Genomic DNA, 16,967 nt, shown 5'->3' on the forward strand with positions numbered 1-16,967 from the left:
CGGCGAAGCGCTGCCCCAGCGCGGCGGCCGCGGCGGGGGTGCGGGCGATGAGCACGAGGTCGTCCCCGCGCCCGTGGAGGGCGGCGGCGAGCGCCGCGCCGATCCCGGACGTGGCCCCGGTGAGCAGATGCGTCGTCATCCGTCCAGTATTCCCGGGCCGCCCGGGAGGGACCGCGGGCTCAGTGCCGGACGCCCGCCGCCGCCTCCAGCGCCTCGAGCGCGTCCCAGATCGCGGCGCGCTGCTGGTCAGTCAGGGTCTCCAGCAGGGCGGCGACGCGTTCGGCGCGCTCCAGGCGCGCGTGCATCACCGCGGTCACGCCGTCGTCCGTGGCGGCCAGCAGCGAGGATCGCCCGTCCTCGGGGTCGGGGCTGCGCTCGATGAGGCCACGCGACTCCAGGTCGGCCACCGCCCGGGTCGCGGTCGGCGCCGCGACGGCTTCGATCCGGGCGAGCTCGGACGGACGGATCGGTCCCTGCCGCACGATGGTGGACAGCGCCGACATCAGCCCGTGCGACAGGCCGTCGCCGGTGGGGCGGATCCGCCGGTTGATGCGGCCCACCGCGACGGCGAGCCGCACGGCGGGGTCGCCGACGGGTGTGCGGGCGTCAGAGTTCTGCGGCATCCGTCAATTGTCGCCGGTTCGCGCACCGCGCTGCGCACCTGTGACGACGACGGGCGACGAGCCGGTGGAGACGGCCGGGACGGCGCCGGTGCGGTGCGCCCGGTCGCTCCCGATGTGATGCGCTTCGGCGTGCACGAACTTGCCGCCGCGCACGAGGGAGGCGACGGCCGCCACCAGGGTCATGATCGCGGCGGCGGTGAAGACCACGACGAGACCGGAGTGGAACGCGTCCTGGATCAGCTGCGGGAAGAAGCTCTTGCCGGTGAGCGCCGCCACATCGGCGGCGGGGAGCCGGTCCAGGATGCCGGTGGGTGCGAGCAGGCTCTTGATCGGGTTGTAGCCGAGGAACGACGCGAACACGCTCCCCACCGGCGGCAGCTCCGCGATCTTCTGCGCGGCCGCACTCGGCACGCCGTGCGCGGTCAGGCCGCTGTACAGCTCCTTGGGCAGCACCGATGCGAGTCCGGCGATCAGCAGCGAGAAGAACAGGCCGATCGACAGCGACGTGCCGGCGTTCTGCACGGTGCCGGCCATGCCGGATGCCGAACCCCGCTGGTTCGCCGGGACGCTGTTCATGATGGCGCTGCGGTTGGGCGCCCCGAACATGCCCGACCCGATGCCGGAGAGCCCGGTGAGGATCGCGAACTGCCAGTACTCGAAGTCCACCGGGATGACGAGCAGGCCGACGAACGTGACCGCGACGATCACGAGACCGGTCGTGGCGAAGGCGCGCGCCCCGAAACGGTCCGAGAGCGTCCCGGACAGGGGGCCCGCGATGAGGAAGCCGACCGTGATCGGCAGCATGTAGATGCCCGCCCACAGCGGGGTGTCCTCGTAGGCGAACCCGTGCAGCGGCAGCCAGATGCCCTGCAGCCAGATGATGAGCATGAACTGCAGTCCACCTCGGCCGATCGAGGCGAGGAGCCCCGCGAGGTTCGCCATCGCGAACGCCCGGATCTTGAACAGGCGCATGTTGAACATGGGCGCGGCGACGTTCAGCTCGATGACGACGAACACCACAAGCAGCAGGATGCCGCCGATGATGCCGCCGAGCACCCAGGGGTTCGTCCAGCCGGTGGAGCTCGTGCCGTAGGGCTGGATGCCGTAGGTGATGCCGGTGAGCAGTGCCGTGAGCCCCACCGCGAAGGTGATGTTGCCCGGCCAGTCGAGCCGTCCGGGACTGCGGGTGCCGACCTCCTTGAGCGAGATGTACGACCACACGGTGCCGATGACGCCGATCGGCACGCTGACGAAGAACACGGCCCGCCAGTCGATCACGGCCAGCAGTCCGCCCACGATGAGGCCGATGAAGCTTCCCGCGATCGCGGCGACCTGGTTGATGCCGAGGGCCATCCCGCGCCGGTTCGCCGGGAAGGCGTCGGTGATGATCGCGGTGGAGTTGGCGAACAGCATCGCGCCGCCGATGCCCTGCACGAGCCGCCAGACGATCAGCCACATGGCGCCCGCGGCGGCCGGATACGGGTCGAAGGCGAGCGCGACGGATCCCACGGTGAAGACGACGAAGCCGAGGTTGTAGATGCGCACCCTGCCGTACATGTCCCCCAGGCGCCCGAAGGTGACGACCAGCACGGCCGTGATGAGCATGTAGCCCATCATGATCCACAGCAGATAGCCGACGTTGCCCGCCTCGAGCGGGTTGAGGTCGATGCCCTTGAAGATCGCCGGCAGCGAGATCATCACGATCGACGCGTTGATCGTCGCCATGAGCATGCCGAGCGTGGTGTTGCTCAGCGCCACCCACTTGTAGTGCGGGTGGTCCCGGGAGAACCGCGATCGGGATGCCGCATCCGCCGTCTGTGTCACGTCGCTCCTCGCCTGCCGTCTAATTGCTTGACGAACACTAAGTATATGCCCGTGGCACGCGGACGACACCGACTCCTGCGAGACGGATGCCGGGTGGGATGCCCGTCAGAAGGGAAGCAGCGGGTCGACCGCGATCGCGACGAACAGAAGCGTCAGGTAGGTGATCGACGCATGGAAGACGCGCATGGGCTTCGGGGCGGTCCCCCGCACCGAGCGGTTGTACAGCACGTGCGATTCGTAGATGAACCAGCCGCCGAACACGAGCGAGGACGCCGTGTACACGAGGCCCATGTGCGCGACCGGGATGAGCAGCAGGGAGCACGCGATCGTCGCCCAGGCGTACAGGATCACCTGCAGGCCGACCTGCGCGCTGCTGCGCGTGGCACCCAGCATCGGCACGTCGACGTCGTCGTAGTCGTCGCGGTACTTCATGGACAGCGGCCAGTAGTGCGGCGGCGTCCACAGGAAGATCAGCAGGAACAGGATGAACGGCGCCCACGACAGCGATCCGGTGACCGCGCTCCATCCGATCAGCACGGGGAAGCACCCGGCGATCCCGCCCCACACGATGTTCTGCTCGGTGCGGCGCTTGAGGAGGATCGTGTAGATCACGACGTAGAAGAAGATCGCGGTGACCGACAGCGCGGCGGCGAGCCAGTTCGTCGTCCACCACAGCCACACCGTCGAGAGCACGGCCAGCGTCCACGCGAAGATCAGGGCGCCGCGGGCGGACACCTCGCCGGTGACGATCGGCCGGTTCTCGGTGCGCTTCATGTGCGCGTCGATGTCGCGGTCGATGTACATGTTGAACGCCGCGGCGGATCCGGCCGACAGCGATCCCCCCACGACGGTCGCGAGCACGAGGAGCATGTTCGGCAGACCGTGCGCCGCGAGGAACATGACCGGGATCGTCGTCACGAGGAGGAGTTCGAGCACCCGGGGCTTCGTCAGGGCGATGTAGCCGCGGACCTTCGCGCCGAGCGGGTGCCGGACCGTACCGGTCGCCGGATGCGACGTCGTGGAAATGTCGATCGCCTCCGCTGTCGGTCCGTCAAGAAGTCATTCAGATTCTACGGCATCGGCGGCGCCCGCTCCCGCCGGCGGCGGCCCGGGCGTCGGAGGCCCTTCGCTATGCTGACTTGCATACGCGCGCCCCACGCCGGGTCGCCCCACCGCGGCGACCGCGATGACGGCCGGGCGCCTCCCCGCACTCGAAAGGGCGGTCCGGTGGCGGAACTGCAATGGGATGAGATCGATGGGCGCGCCGTGGACACGGCCCGCGTGCTGGCGGCGGACGCCGTGGAGAAGGTCGGCAACGGCCATCCCGGCACGGCGATGAGCCTGGCGCCGGCTGCGTACCTGCTTTACCAGCGGGTGATGCGCCACGATCCGGCGGACACCCACTGGCTGGGTCGGGACCGGTTCATCCTGTCGGCGGGCCACTCCTCCCTCACCCAGTACATCCAGCTCTACTACGGCGGCTTCGGTCTCGAGCTCTCCGACCTCGAGTCGCTGCGCACGTGGGGTTCGCTGACCCCGGGCCACCCGGAGTACGGCCACACCAAGGGCGTCGAGATCACGACCGGCCCGCTCGGCCAGGGTCTGGCCTCCGCGGTGGGCTTCGCGTACGCGGCCCGCTACGAGCGCGGACTGTTCGATCCGGATGCCCCGGCCGGCTCCAGCCCGTTCGACCACTTCGTCTACGTGGTCGCCGGCGACGGCGACCTGCAGGAGGGCGTCACCAGCGAGGCGTCCTCGCTCGCCGGCCACCAGCAGCTCGGCAACCTGATCGCGATCTACGACTCCAACCAGATCTCCATCGAGGACGACACCAACGTCGCCTTCACCGAGGACGTCGCGAAGCGCTACGAGGCGTACGGCTGGCACGTGCAGACCGTGGACTGGAAGAAGACCGGCCAGTACGTCGAGGACGTCGCCGAGCTGAACCGGGCGATCGCCGCGGCGCAGGGCGAGACCGCCAAGCCGTCGCTCATCATCCTGAAGACGATCATCGGCTGGCCGTCGCCCGGCAAGCAGAACACCGGCAAGGTGCACGGCTCCGCGCTCGGCGCCGACGAACTGGCCGCCACCAAGCGCGCACTCGGGTTCGACCCGGAGAAGTCGTTCGTGGTCGCCGACGACGTCATCGCGCACACCCGTCAGCTGGGCGCACGCGCGGCCGCCGTGCGCGCCGAGTGGCAGGTCGCGTTCGATGCGTGGGCCGCCGCGAACCCGGAGCGCAAGGCGCTGCTGGACCGCCTCGAGGCCAAGGCTCTGCCGGACGGCATCGAGGACGCACTGCCGGTGTTCCCGGCCGGCAAGGACATCTCGACCCGCGCCGCATCCGGTCAGGTCATCAACGCCCTCGCCGCCGAGCTCCCGGAGCTGTGGGGCGGCTCGGCGGACCTCGCCGAATCGAACCTGACCAGCATCAAGGACGCCCCGTCCTTCATCCCGGCCGAGTGGTCGACGCACGAATGGAACGGCAACCCGTACGGCCGTGTGCTGCACTTCGGCATCCGCGAGCACGCCATGGGCGCGATCGTCAACGGCATCGTCCTGCACGGCCCCACCCGCGCGTTCGGCGGCACGTTCCTCATCTTCAGCGACTACATGCGCCCGCCGGTGCGCCTGGCCGCGCTGATGCACATCCCGTCGCTGTTCGTGTGGACCCACGACTCCGTCGCCCTCGGCGAGGACGGCCCCACCCACCAGCCGGTCGAGCAGCTCACCGCGCTGCGCGCCATCCCGAACTTCACGGTGGTGCGCCCGGCCGACGCGAACGAGACCGCGCACGCGTGGCTCGAGCTGCTGCGACGCCACGAGGGCCCCGGCGGCCTCGCCCTCACCCGCCAGAACATCCCGGTGTTCGAGCGCGGCGACGGCGACGCCACCGGCGACACGTTCGCCTCGGCGGCGAACACCGCGAAGGGCGCGTACGTGCTGGTGGACTCCCCCACCGGCATCGTCGACGTCATCCTCATCGCCACCGGCTCCGAGGTGCAGCTCGCGGTGAACGCCCGCGAGGTCCTCGCCGCGGACGGCATCGGCGCGCGCGTCGTGTCCGCACCGTCGCTGGAATGGTTCCACGAGCAGGACGCCGCCTACCGCGAGCACGTGCTGCCGGCAGCCGTCACCGCCCGCGTGTCGGTCGAAGCCGGCCTCGCGATGCCGTGGCGCTGCATCGTCGGCGACCGCGGCCGCTCGGTCTCCATCGAGCACTTCGGCGCCTCGGCCGACTACAAGACCCTGTTCGAGAAGTTCGGCATCACGACGGACCACGTCGTGCAGGCCGCCCGCGACACCCTGAAGGACAACGCATGAGCACCCCCACCGAAGACCTCGCGAACCTGGGCGTCAGCATCTGGCTCGACGACCTCTCCCGCGCGCGGCTGACCTCCGGCAACCTCGCCGAGCTGATCGCCACCCGCAACGTCGTCGGCGTCACCACCAACCCGACGATCTTCCAGGGCGCCATCGTGCACGGCGGAGAGGAGTACGCCGCGCAGCTGCACGAGCTCGCCGTCGCGGGCGCGAGCGTCGAGGACGCGATCTTCGCGGCGACCACCGACGACGTGCGCGACGCGTGCGACCTGCTCCGTCCCGTGTACGACGCCACGCACGGGGTCGACGGACGCGTGTCGATCGAGGTCTCCCCCGACCTGGCCCACAACACCACCGCGACCGTCGCGCAGGCCAAGCAGCTGTGGGACATGGTGGACCGGCCGAACGCGTTCATCAAGATCCCCGCCACGAAGGCCGGCCTGCCCGCGATCACCCGCTCGATCGCCGCCGGCATCTCGGTCAACGTCACGCTGATCTTCAGCCTCGACCGGTACGCGGACGTCATCGACGCCTACCTCGCCGGCCTCGAGCAGGCGAAGGCCGCCGGGCACGATCTGTCCACGATCCACTCGGTGGCGTCGTTCTTCGTGTCGCGCGTGGACACCGAGGTCGACAAGCGTCTCGACTCGATGAGCCACCCCGAGGCGGAGGAGCTGCGCTCCAAGGCCGGCATCGCGAACGCGCGTCTCGCGTACGAGCTGTTCGAGACGACCTTCGGCGAGGATCGCGCCAAGCGGCTCATCGCGGCCGGCGCGAACGTGCAGCGCCCCCTCTGGGCGTCCACGGGCGTGAAGGACCCGGCGCTGCCGGACACGCTGTACGTCACCGAGCTCGTCGCGCCGAACACGGTCAACACGATGCCCGAGAAGACGCTGGAGGCCACCTTCGACCACGGTGTGATCACCGGGGACACGGTCACCCACGCGTACACGCAGGCGCACGCCGTGTTCGACCGTCTCGCCGCGATCGGCGTCGACTTCGCCGACGTGACGCAGCAGCTCGAAGACGAGGGCGTGGAGAAGTTCATCACCTCCTGGCAGGACGTCAAGCAGACGGTCGCCGACGCTCTCGCCGCCGCGAAGTAAGGCGGCCCGTGAGCTTCCACATCCATCTGTCGGGGCGCGTCAAGAAGGTCGTCGACGAGACGCTGCCGGCCCTCGCCGCCGACCTGGTCGCCACCGGCATCACCGCGTGCGACCCGACGCTGTGGGGCCCGGATGCCGAGGACGAGGCCGCCGAGCGCCTGGGCTGGGTGCAGTGCGTCACCGCGTCCCGGGACCTGCTTCCGGACATCTACCTGCTGCGCGACGACCACCTCGAGCGGGGCATCACCCGGGTGGTGCTCGCGGGCATGGGCGGTTCGTCCCTGGCTCCCGAGGTCATCGCGCAGAGCGCCGGCGTGCCGCTCGTGGTGCTCGACTCGACCGACCCCGACCAGGTGCGTGCGGCCCTCGAGGGCGACGACGGGATCGGCGGCACGGTGCTGGTGGTGTCCTCGAAGTCGGGCTCCACAGTCGAGACGGATGCCGCCCGGCGCCTGTTCGAGGCGGCCTTCCGCGACGCCGGCATCGACCCGGCCGAGCGGATCGTCGTCGTCACCGACCCGGGTTCGCCGCTGGACGCCTCCGCGCAGGCCGCGGGATACCGCGTGTTCCACGGCGACCCGACGGTCGGCGGCCGCTTCTCGGCGCTCACCGCCTTCGGGATCGTCCCGGCGGGGCTTGCCGGCGCGGATGTGGAGGAGCTTCTCGACGAGGCCGAGGCGACGCTGCTCGAAGTGGCGATCGACGGGCCGCAGAATCCGGCCCTGGTGCTCGCCGCGGCGATCGCCGGCGGTGAGCCGCGACGCGACAAGCTCGCGCTCATCGCCGACGGCACGCAGCTCGTGGGTCTCCCGGACTGGATCGAGCAGCTCATCGCCGAGTCCACCGGCAAGGACGGCACCGGCATCCTGCCCGTCGTCATGCTCCCCGTCTCGCCCGAGCTCGAGGATCGCCCCGCGGACCTGCAGGTGGTGCGCGTCGTCGACGAGGCGGAGCGCTTCCACTTCTTCGAGCACCACCCCGACGAGGTGCTCGTCAGCGCCTCCCTCGCCGCCCACTTCGTGGTGTGGGAGTACGCCACCGCGATCGCCGGGCGCATGCTCGGCATCAACCCGTTCGACCAGCCCGATGTCGAGGCCGCCAAGCAGGCCGCGCGCGAGCTGCTCGAGGCCCGCCCGGCGCCGACCCCCGCCGCGTTCACGGAGAACGGCATCGAGGTGCGCGCGTCCGACGCGACGCTCGTCGAGGCGGGCACCGTGGCCGGTGCCCTGCAGGCGCTGTGGGGCCGAACCCCCGCGGGCGGGTACGTCGCCGTGCAGGCGTACGCCGACCGCACCGCGTTCGGCGAGCTGCAGGGCGTGCGCGAGCTGATCGCGGCGGATGCCGGCCGCCCCACCACCTTCGGGTGGGGGCCGCGCTTCCTGCACTCCACCGGCCAGTTCCACAAGGGCGGACCGGCCACGGGGGTGTTCCTGCAGATCATCGTCCCGGCGCAGCAGGACCTCGCCGTTCCCGGACGTCCGTACACGTTCGGCGAGCTGATCGCCGCGCAGGCAGCCGGGGATGCCGCCGTGCTCGCCGCACGCGGCCGGCCCGTCGTCACGCTCACCCTCACCGATCCGAAGACCGATGTGCTCGCGCTGTTCGAGGCAGCGTAGGAGGAGACCCGCAGTATGACCGTCGAGATCTCCCGGGATTTCAACCCTCTCCGCGACCCTGACGACAGGCGCCTGAACCGCATCGCCGGTCCCAGCGCGCTCGTCATCTTCGGTGTCACCGGAGATCTGTCGCGCAAGAAGCTCATGCCCGCCGTGTACGACCTCGCCAACCGGGGTCTGCTGCCGCCGGGGTTCGCCCTGGTCGGCTTCGCCCGCCGGGACTGGGAGGACGCCGACTTCGCCCAGATCGTGTACGACGCCGTGAAAGCGCATGCGCGCACCGAGTTCCGCGAGGACACCTGGCAGCAGCTGCTGCAGGGCATCCGGTTCGTCAGCGGCGACTTCGGCGACGCGGATTCGTTCCGGCGCCTGCGCGAGACCGTCGAGCAGCTCGACGTCGACCGCGGCACCATGGGCAACCACGCGTTCTACCTGTCGATCCCGCCGAACCAGTTCCCGATCGTGGCGGAGCAGCTGAAGACCTCGGGCCTCGTCGACGACACGGCGGACAATCCGGACCGCTGGCAGCGCGTCGTCATCGAGAAGCCCTTCGGGCACGACCTGGAGTCGGCCCAGGCGCTCAACGCGGCACTGCGCACCGCGTTCCCCGCCGACGCGATCTTCCGGATCGACCACTACCTCGGCAAGGAGACGGTCCAGAACATCCTGGCGCTGCGCTTCGCGAACGAGCTGTACGAGCCGATCTGGAACCGCAACTACGTCGACCACGTGCAGATCACCATGGCCGAGGACATCGGCGTGGGCGGTCGCGCCGGGTACTACGACGGCATCGGCGCGGCGCGCGACGTCATCCAGAACCACCTGCTGCAGCTGCTCGCGCTCACCGCGATGGAGGAGCCGCTGTCGCTGCGCGCAGCCGACCTGCGGGCCGAGAAGGCGAAGGTCCTCGCCGCCGTGTCCCTGCCCGGGGATCTCAGTCTCGCCACCGCCCGCGGTCAGTACGGCGGCGGCTGGCAGGGCGGCGAGCAGGTGCGGGCCTTCCTCGAAGAGGACGGCATGGACCCGCACTCGACCACCGAGACGTACGCGGCGCTCAAGCTCGGCATCGAGACGCGGCGCTGGGCCGGGGTGCCGTTCTATCTGCGCACCGGCAAGCGACTGGGCCGCCGCGTCACCGAGATCGCGGTGGTGTTCAACCGCACCCCGGAGCACCTGTTCCGCCGCAACCAGACCTCCGGTCTCGGCCAGAACGCGCTCGTCATCCGCGTGCAGCCCGACGAGGGCGTCACGATCCGCTTCGGCTCGAAGGTGCCGGGCGCCGGCACGCAGGTGCGCGACGTGACGATGGACTTCGGCTACGGCCACGCCTTCACCGAGGCGAGCCCGGAAGCCTACGAGCGCCTCATCCTCGACGTGCTGCTCGGCGACCCGCCGCTGTTCCCGCGGCACGAGGAGGTCGAGCTCAGCTGGAAGATCCTCGACCCGGTGGAGCAGTACTGGCGCGAGCAGGGCGGTCCGCTCGAGCAGTACACGCCGGGCGGCTGGGGCCCGGCCTCCGCCAACGCACTGCTCGCCCGCGATGGCCGCACCTGGAGGCGCCCGTGATCATCGAACTTCCCGACACGACGGTCAGCAAGATCGCCAAGTCCCTCATCGAGGTGCGCGAGGAGGGCGGCGTGACCGCCCTCGGCCGCGTGCTGACCCTCATCATCGTGACCCGGCACGGCGCCGAGGACGGTGTGATCGAGGCGGCCAACGACGCCTCGCGCGAGCATCCGATGCGCGTCATCGTGCTCACCTACGACGCGAAGGACGGCGACGTCGAGCCGCGGCTGGACGCCGAGATCCGCGTCGGCGGGGACGCCGGCGCCAGTGAGGTGATCGTGCTGCGCGCCGTGGGCGCCGCGGGCAACAACTCGGAGAGCCTCGTCACCGGCCTGCTGCTGCCGGACGCCCCCGTGGTCGCCTGGTGGCCGCACGAGACGCCGCTCGCGCCGTCGCGCTCCTCGATCGGCCGCATCGCGCAGCGCCGCATCACGGATGCCGCCGCCCAGCCCAACCCGGCGGAGTGGGTGGCCGGTCTCAGCCGCCACTACGCGCCCGGCGACACCGACCTCGCCTGGACGCGGCTCACCCACTGGCGCGAGCAGCTGGCCGCCGTGCTCGACCAGCCGCCGTTCGAGCCGGTGGAGCGCATCGAGGTGCACGGCGCCGGCGACTCCCCCTCGACGGCGCTGCTGGCCGCCTGGCTGCGCCTGACCCTGGACGCCCCCGTCGACTGGACCTACGCGGATCCGGCCGAGTGGGCGCACGGCATCAAGTCGGTGCGTCTGTCCCGTGCATCCGGGGACACGCTGCTCGAGCGCCCCGAGCCCGGCGTCGCGATCCTGAGCCAGCCCGGCCAGCCGACGCACGAGCTCGCGTTCGCCCGCCGCACGCTGCGCGAGTGCATCGCGGAGGAGCTGCGCAGCCTCGACGCCGACCTGCTCTACGGCCGCGTGATCTCCGAGGGCTGGAGCCGGCTGGCCGCGGATGCCGCGCCGGACACCCCGGCCGCGACCGCCGGGAGCGTCTCGTGACGCGGCGGGTCGTGCTGCGGGAGACCACGGCCGAGCTCGCCGACGTCGTGGCATCCCGGCTGCTGGCCCGCATCGCGAAGCGGACCGCCGCCGGCAAGACCGTGCACGTGTCGCTGACCGGCGGCACCATGGGCATCGAGGTGCTGCGCGTCGCGGGACGCGACCCGCAGCGGGCGGCGATCGACTGGTCGCGCGTGCACGTCTGGTGGAGCGACGAACGGTTCGTGGCGGCATCCTCCCCCGACCGCAACGACGTGCCCGCGGGCGCGCTGCTGAACGCGATCGACATCCCGGACGCGAACATCCACCGGATGCCCGCATCGGATGCCGGGCTCACCCTCGACGAAGGCGCCGAGGCGTATGCCGCCGAGCTGCGCCGGTTCGCGCCCGCGGACGGCTCGACCGAGTGGCCCGTGTTCGACGTCTGCCTGCTCGGGGTCGGGCCGGACGGCCACATCGCCTCCCTGTTCCCCGATCGCGGCGAGATCGCCGTGACCGACGCCGCCGTGCTGCCGGTGCGCGACTCCCCCAAGCCGCCGCCGGAGCGCCTCACCTTCACGCGCCCGGTGATCAACTCGTCCAAGCGGGTGTGGCTCGTCATGACCGGCGCGGAGAAGGCGTCCGCGCTCGGTCTCGCCCTCGCCGGCGCCAGCTATCGCAGCGTCCCCGCCGCCGGGGCGAAGGGCACCAAGCGCACGACCTTCTTCGTCGATGAGGCCGCAGCCGCGCAGGTTCCGCCGGAGCTCATGGTCGGCGACGACGACTGAGCACCCGGGCATGCAGAAGCCCCGACTGCCGAGGCCATCGGGGCTTCCTTCGTCCTGGGATCAGGCCTGACCGCGACGATCGCGGAGCTGCTGCAGCGCATCGTCGAGAAGCTGCTCGGCCTCTTCGTCGGTGCGGCGCTCCTTCACGTACGCGAGGTGCGTCTTGTACGGCTCGGTCTTGGCGACCGCCGGGGGGTTCTCCTTGTCGCGCCCGGCCGGGAGGCCGGAGTGCGGGGAGTCGATGATCTCGGGGATCTCCGCCTCGTCGACACCGGCCGCGAAGTAGCGGACGGTCTCATGGCCCATCGCATCCCAGTACGAGATCGCGATGCGGTCGGCGTGGTGGCCGTGGTCCTGCTCGCCCATCGGGCCCGCGCCGACGCGCGTGCCCCGGATGGCGTTTCCGCCTGCTGCCATGTCAGATCCCCTGGAACTTCGTGATGAGCCCCAGCGCGACGATCGAGACGAACCACGCGAGGGCCAGGATGACGGTGAAACGGTTGAGGTTGCGCTCCGCCAGGCCGGACGAGCCCAGCGACGAGGACATGCCGCCGCCGAACATGTCGGACAGGCCTCCGCCGCGCCCCTTGTGCAGGAGGATCAGCAGAGTCAGCAGCAGACTCGTGATGCCGAGGATCACCTGCAGAATGAACTGGAGAATTTCCACGTGAAGCGCCTTTCGCGGCGATCCCTGCGGACCGCACAAACCTCAAGTATACGGACGCGCAGCGCCGATCAGACCCCGACGTGCTTCTGGTAGCGCACGATCGCGGAGAACTCGTCGACCAGCAGCGACGCGCCGCCCACGAGGGCCCCGTCGACGTCGGGCTCCCGCATGAAGCCGGCGATGTTGCCCGACTTCACCGACCCGCCGTACAGGATGCGCGTGCGGGATGCCGCGGCATCCCCCAGCGTCTCGGCGATGACCGCCCGCAACGCCGCGCAGACGTCCTGCGCCTGCTGCGGGGTGGCCGCCTGACCCGAGCCGATGGCCCACACCGGCTCGTACGCCACGACGATGTCGGCATCGGGCTTGACGTCGGCGAGGGCCGCGCGCAGCTGGCTGACCGGCACGGCGCTGGCGCCGAACTCCTCCAGGTCCGCCGCGGTCTCGCCCACGCAGATCACCGGCACGAGGCCGTGCTTGAGCGCGGCCTGCACCTTCGCGGCGACGACCGCGTCGGACTCGGCGTGGTACTCGCGGCGCTCCGAGTGCCCGATGATCACGTAGCGGCAGGCGAGCTTGGCGAGGAACGCGCCGGAGATCTCACCGGTGTAGGCGCCGGAGTCCTGCGCCGAGACGTCCTGCGCGCCGAGGGCGAACGGGATGCGGTCGGCGTCGATCAGCGTCTGCGCGGTGCGCAGGTCGGTGAACGGCGGGAAGATCGCGATCTCCACGGCGTCGTCGTGCTTCGCGTCGCGCAGGGTCCAGTCGAGCTTCTGAACGAACGCCACCGTCTGCAGGTGGTCGAGGTTCATCTTCCAGTTGCCGGCGATCAGCGGGGTCCGCTGCGCAACCGTCTCGTTCACTGCCATCCGAGCACCTCCAGGCCGGGGAGGGTCTTGCCCTCGAGGAATTCGAGGCTGGCGCCTCCCCCGGTCGAGATGTGACCGAACTGGTCGTCGGCGAAGCCGAGCTGGCGCACCGCGGCGGCGGAGTCGCCGCCGCCGACCACGCTGAGCCCCGGCACCTCCGTGAGCGCCTGCGCCACGGCCTTCGTGCCTGCCGCGAACGCGGCCATCTCGAACACGCCCATCGGGCCGTTCCAGAACACCGTGGTCGAGGAGCGGACGGCGTCCGCGAACGCGTCCGCCGTGCGGGGCCCGATGTCGAGGCCGAGACCGTCGGCGCCGAACGGGGTGTCCTCCAGCTTGTCGGCGTCCGCCACGACGTGCTCGGCATCGGCCGAGAAGGATGCCGCGACCACCGCGTCGACCGGCAGCAGCAGCTCGACGCCGCGCTCCTGGGCCTCAGCGATGTAACCGCGCACCGTGTCGAGCTGGTCCTGCTCGAGCAGGCTCTTGCCGACCGGGTGCCCCTGGGCGGCGAGGAAGGTGAACATCATCCCGCCGCCGATGCAGAGCCGGTCGACGCGCGGCAGCAGGTGCGAGATGACGCCGAGCTTGTCGCTCACCTTCGAACCGCCGAGCACCACGGTGTACGGGCGCTCGGGCTTCTCGGTGAGCCGGTCGAGCACGTCGAGTTCGGCGGCGATCAGCAGACCTGCGGCCGACGGCAGCAGCTGGGCGAGGTCGTACACCGATGCCTGCTTGCGGTGCACGACGCCGAAGCCGTCGGACACCATCGCGTCGCCGAGCGCGGCGAGCTGCTGGGCGAACGCGCCGCGCACGGCGTCGTCCTTGGCCGTCTCGCCCGCGTTGAACCGCAGGTTCTCGAGGACTGCGATCTGGCCGTCGTGCAGGGATGCCACGGCATCCTGCGCGGATCGGCCGACCGTGTCGGACGCGAACGCGACCGGCTGACCGAGCAGCTCGGACAGGCGCTGCGCCACCGGCGCCAGGCTGTACTTCGGGTCGGGGGCGCCGGCCGGGCGCCCGAGGTGGGAGACGACGACGACGCGGGCTCCCTGCGCGGTCAGCGCCTGAAGCGTCGGCAGGGATGCCCGCACGCGGCCGTCGTCCGTGATGACCCCGTCCTGAAGAGGGACGTTGAGGTCACAACGGACGACGACGCGCTTGCCTGCGAGCGGCCCCGCACTCTGGACGAGTGTGTCGAGGGTGCGAAGTGCCACGGGACTCCTTTGTGTTGGCGTGTCTCAGAGACGCTCGGCGACGTACTCGGTGAGGTCGACGAGGCGGTTCGAGTAGCCCCACTCGTTGTCGTACCAGGACGACACCTTCACGAGCGATCCGCTGACGTTCGTCAGGCCGGCGTCGAAGATCGACGAGTGCGCGTTGTGCACGATGTCGCTCGAGACGATCGGGTCGTCGTTGTACTGCAGGATGCCCTGCAGACGGCCCGACGCGGCGGCCGCACGGTAGGCGGCGTTGATGTCGTCGACGGTGAGGTCGGTGCGGCCCGTGACGAGCGTGAGGTCGACGATCGAGCCGACGGGCACCGGCACGCGGTACGACGAGCCGCTGAGCTTGCCGTTGAGCTCCGGCAGCACGAGGCCGATGGCCTTCGCGGCGCCGGTCGAGGCGGGGACGATGTTGATCGCGGCGGCGCGGGCGCGGCGCAGGTCGCCGTGCGGGCCGTCCTGCAGGTTCTGGTCGGCGGTGTACGCGTGCGCGGTCATCATGAAGCCGCGCTCGATGCCGAACGCGTCGTTGAACACCTTGGCCAGCGGCGCGAGGCAGTTGGTGGTGCACGAGGCGTTGGAGATGATGTTGTGCGTCGCGGGGTCGTACGACTCCTCGTTCACGCCCATGACGAACGTGCCGTCCTCACCGGAGGCCGGAGCCGAGATGAGCACCTTCTTGGCTCCGCCGGCGATGTGCTTGCCGGCATCCGCGGCGTTCGTGAAACGTCCGGTCGATTCGATGACGATGTCGACGCCGTACTCGCCCCAGGGCAGGGCTGCGGGGTCGCGCTCCTCGAAGACCTTGATGGCCTTGCCGCCGACGGTGATGACGTCGCCCTCGTACGAGACGTCCTGGGCGAGCGGGCCGCCGACCGAGTCGTACTTGAGCAGGTGCGCCAGCGCCTTGTTGTCGGTGAGGTCGTTCACCGCCACGATCTCGAGGTCCGCGTTCTGCGCGAGCGCAGCCCGGAGGTAATTACGTCCGATTCGGCCGAAGCCGTTGATTCCGATCTTCACGGTCACGAAGATGCTCCTGAGTGGGTGTCGTGCGCTCTCGCGCGGTTCAGACGACATGGGACAACGGCGTCCCGGGCGGCGAACCGACCGGGACGCCGCACTGGCTACGACAGTACCAGCAGGCCCGAACCCTTCTCACGCGCGGCCTCGAACCGTGCGGTGACGTTCTCCCAGTTGGCGATGTTCCACGCGGCCTTGACGTAGTCCGCCTTGACGTTGAGGTAGTCGAGGTAGAACGCGTGCTCCCACATGTCCAGCTGGAAGAGCGGAACGGTGCCCTGAGCGGTGTTGCTCTGCTGGTCGAACAGCTGCTGGATGATCAGCTGGGCGCCGATCGGGTCCCAGCTGAGCACGGCCCAGCCGGAGCCCTGGATGCCGGTCGCGGCGGCGGTGAAGTGCGCCTGGAACTTCTCGAATCCGCCGAAGAACTCGTCGATGGCCGCCGCCAGCTCGCCCTCGGGCCGGCCGCCGCCGTTGGGCGACAGGTTGGTCCAGAAGATGGAGTGGTTGATGTGGCCACCGAGGTTGAACGCGAGGTCCTTCTCGAAGCGGTTGACGTTGGCGAGATCCCCGGAGTCGCGGGCCTCGGCGAGCTTCTCCAGCGCGGTGTTCGCGCCGGCCACGTACGCGGCGTGGTGCTTGTCGTGGTGCAGCTGCATGATCTTGCCGCTGATGTGCGGCTCGAGCGCAGCGTAGTCGTACGGGAGGTCGGGCAGCGTGTAGTTCGCCATGTTCTCTTCTTCCTGTCGGCGCCGCGCGCGCACGGATGACGCGTGCAGCGAGGGTGACGTTCTCATCCTAGTGACGAGGGCAATACCCCCGACAGGACGGTTCCGCCGTGTGACAGGTGCGGGAACGGCTCAGTCGTCGACGGCGGACTCGGGCACCGCGGCATCCGTCGAGGGGATGCCGGTCTCCTCCGCCAGCTTGTCGGCCATGGCCAGCAGGCGCCGGATGCGGCCGGCGACGGCATCCTTCGTGAGCGGCGGATCGGCGTGGTGGCCGAGCTCGTCGAGACTCGCGTCACGGTGCGCGAGCCGCAGCGCGCCGGCCTCGCGCAGGTGGTCGGGGACGTCGTCGCCGAGGATCTCCAGGGCCCGTTCGACGCGGGCACACGCGGCCACCGCGGCGCGGGCCGAGCGGCGCAGGTTGGCGTCGTCGAAGTTCACGAGCCGGTTGACGCCGGCGCGCACCTCGCGCTGCTGGCGCACCTCGTCCCAGTCGGCCGCGGCGCGGGAGGCGCCCATCACGGCCAGGGTCGCCCGGATGCCCTCGGCATCCCGCACCACGACGCGCGGCACGCCGCGCACTTCGCGGGCCTTGGCGGGGATGCCCACGCGGTGGCCGGCGCCGACGAGCGCCATCGCGGCCTCGGACGTCGGGCA

The 16,967-nt window shown here is 70.6% G+C and carries 16 protein-coding genes; 6 read left to right on the forward strand and 10 right to left on the reverse strand.

Features of this window, described 5'->3' with window-relative positions:
- Positions 1–179: 179 nt before the first annotated feature.
- The 3 genes from VJR25_RS04370 to VJR25_RS04380 all read right to left on the reverse strand — a co-directional run bounded on the left by VJR25_RS04370 (position 180) and on the right by VJR25_RS04380 (position 3,473).
- Positions 180–623, reverse strand: coding sequence for a MarR family transcriptional regulator (locus VJR25_RS04370; RefSeq protein ID WP_324112908.1), 444 nt, complete (start codon positions 621–623; stop codon positions 180–182).
- 3 nt (positions 624–626) lie between these two features.
- The gene (locus tag VJR25_RS04375; protein ID WP_324112910.1) at positions 627–2,447 is read right to left on the reverse strand and encodes an MFS transporter; all 1,821 of its coding nucleotides are present in this window, start codon (positions 2,445–2,447) and stop codon (positions 627–629) included.
- Positions 2,448–2,552: 105 nt separating this feature from the next.
- Positions 2,553–3,473, reverse strand: a complete 921-nt coding sequence (locus tag VJR25_RS04380) for a heme o synthase (RefSeq protein WP_324112938.1) — start codon at positions 3,471–3,473, stop codon at positions 2,553–2,555.
- Positions 3,474–3,674: 201 nt separating this feature from the next.
- Between VJR25_RS04380 and tkt the strand changes: the two genes are divergently transcribed.
- The 6 genes from tkt to pgl are packed head-to-tail and all read left to right on the forward strand — an operon-like array spanning position 3,675 to position 11,800.
- The gene (gene tkt, locus VJR25_RS04385; RefSeq protein ID WP_324112912.1) at positions 3,675–5,771 is read left to right on the forward strand and encodes a transketolase; all 2,097 of its coding nucleotides are present in this window, start codon (positions 3,675–3,677) and stop codon (positions 5,769–5,771) included.
- On the forward strand, positions 5,768–6,877 hold the full coding sequence (gene tal / locus VJR25_RS04390; RefSeq protein WP_324112914.1) for a transaldolase: 1,110 nt from the start codon (positions 5,768–5,770) through the stop codon (positions 6,875–6,877). Before tkt ends, tal begins: the two co-directional genes overlap by 4 nt.
- 8 nt (positions 6,878–6,885) lie before the next feature.
- Entirely contained in the window at positions 6,886–8,493 is a 1,608-nt protein-coding gene (locus VJR25_RS04395; RefSeq protein WP_324112916.1) for a glucose-6-phosphate isomerase, read from the forward strand.
- 15 nt (positions 8,494–8,508) lie between these two features.
- On the forward strand, positions 8,509–10,059 hold the full coding sequence (zwf, locus tag VJR25_RS04400; RefSeq protein WP_324112918.1) for a glucose-6-phosphate dehydrogenase: 1,551 nt from the start codon (positions 8,509–8,511) through the stop codon (positions 10,057–10,059).
- On the forward strand, positions 10,056–11,033 hold the full coding sequence (locus VJR25_RS04405; RefSeq protein ID WP_324112920.1) for a glucose-6-phosphate dehydrogenase assembly protein OpcA: 978 nt from the start codon (positions 10,056–10,058) through the stop codon (positions 11,031–11,033). The genes zwf and VJR25_RS04405 overlap by 4 nt, the downstream gene beginning before the upstream one ends.
- Positions 11,030–11,800 (forward strand): 6-phosphogluconolactonase, encoded by a 771-nt coding sequence (pgl, locus tag VJR25_RS04410; protein ID WP_324112922.1) that lies wholly within the window; start codon positions 11,030–11,032, stop codon positions 11,798–11,800. The genes VJR25_RS04405 and pgl overlap by 4 nt, the downstream gene beginning before the upstream one ends.
- A gap of 60 nt (positions 11,801–11,860) precedes the next feature.
- On the opposite strand, the gene VJR25_RS04415 is transcribed toward pgl, so the two are convergent.
- The 7 genes from VJR25_RS04415 to whiA form a co-directional block, all read right to left on the reverse strand.
- Complete coding sequence (locus VJR25_RS04415) at positions 11,861–12,217, reverse strand: RNA polymerase-binding protein RbpA (protein ID WP_324112924.1); 357 nt, start codon at positions 12,215–12,217, stop codon at positions 11,861–11,863.
- 1 nt (position 12,218) lies between these two features.
- Positions 12,219–12,467 (reverse strand): preprotein translocase subunit SecG, encoded by a 249-nt coding sequence (gene secG, locus VJR25_RS04420; RefSeq protein WP_324112926.1) that lies wholly within the window; start codon positions 12,465–12,467, stop codon positions 12,219–12,221.
- Between the two features lie 68 nt (positions 12,468–12,535).
- Positions 12,536–13,336 carry a triose-phosphate isomerase gene (gene tpiA, locus VJR25_RS04425; RefSeq protein WP_324112928.1) on the reverse strand — a complete coding sequence of 267 codons (801 nt, stop codon included), beginning with the start codon at positions 13,334–13,336 and terminating at the stop codon, positions 12,536–12,538.
- Positions 13,327–14,553, reverse strand: coding sequence for a phosphoglycerate kinase (locus tag VJR25_RS04430; RefSeq protein WP_324112930.1), 1,227 nt, complete (start codon positions 14,551–14,553; stop codon positions 13,327–13,329). The genes tpiA and VJR25_RS04430 overlap by 10 nt, the downstream gene beginning before the upstream one ends.
- Before the next feature lie 24 nt (positions 14,554–14,577).
- Positions 14,578–15,588, reverse strand: coding sequence for a type I glyceraldehyde-3-phosphate dehydrogenase (gene gap / locus VJR25_RS04435; protein ID WP_324112932.1), 1,011 nt, complete (start codon positions 15,586–15,588; stop codon positions 14,578–14,580).
- Positions 15,589–15,686: 98 nt separating this feature from the next.
- Positions 15,687–16,313, reverse strand: a complete 627-nt coding sequence (locus tag VJR25_RS04440; protein WP_324112934.1) for a superoxide dismutase — start codon at positions 16,311–16,313, stop codon at positions 15,687–15,689.
- A gap of 129 nt (positions 16,314–16,442) precedes the next feature.
- Positions 16,443–16,967 (reverse strand): DNA-binding protein WhiA (gene whiA / locus VJR25_RS04445; RefSeq protein ID WP_324112935.1); only part of this gene is annotated, 525 nt, incomplete at its 5' end.

The organism is Microbacterium sp., from assembly GCF_035277845.1.
Taxonomy (GTDB): Bacteria; Actinomycetota; Actinomycetes; order Actinomycetales; family Microbacteriaceae; genus Microbacterium.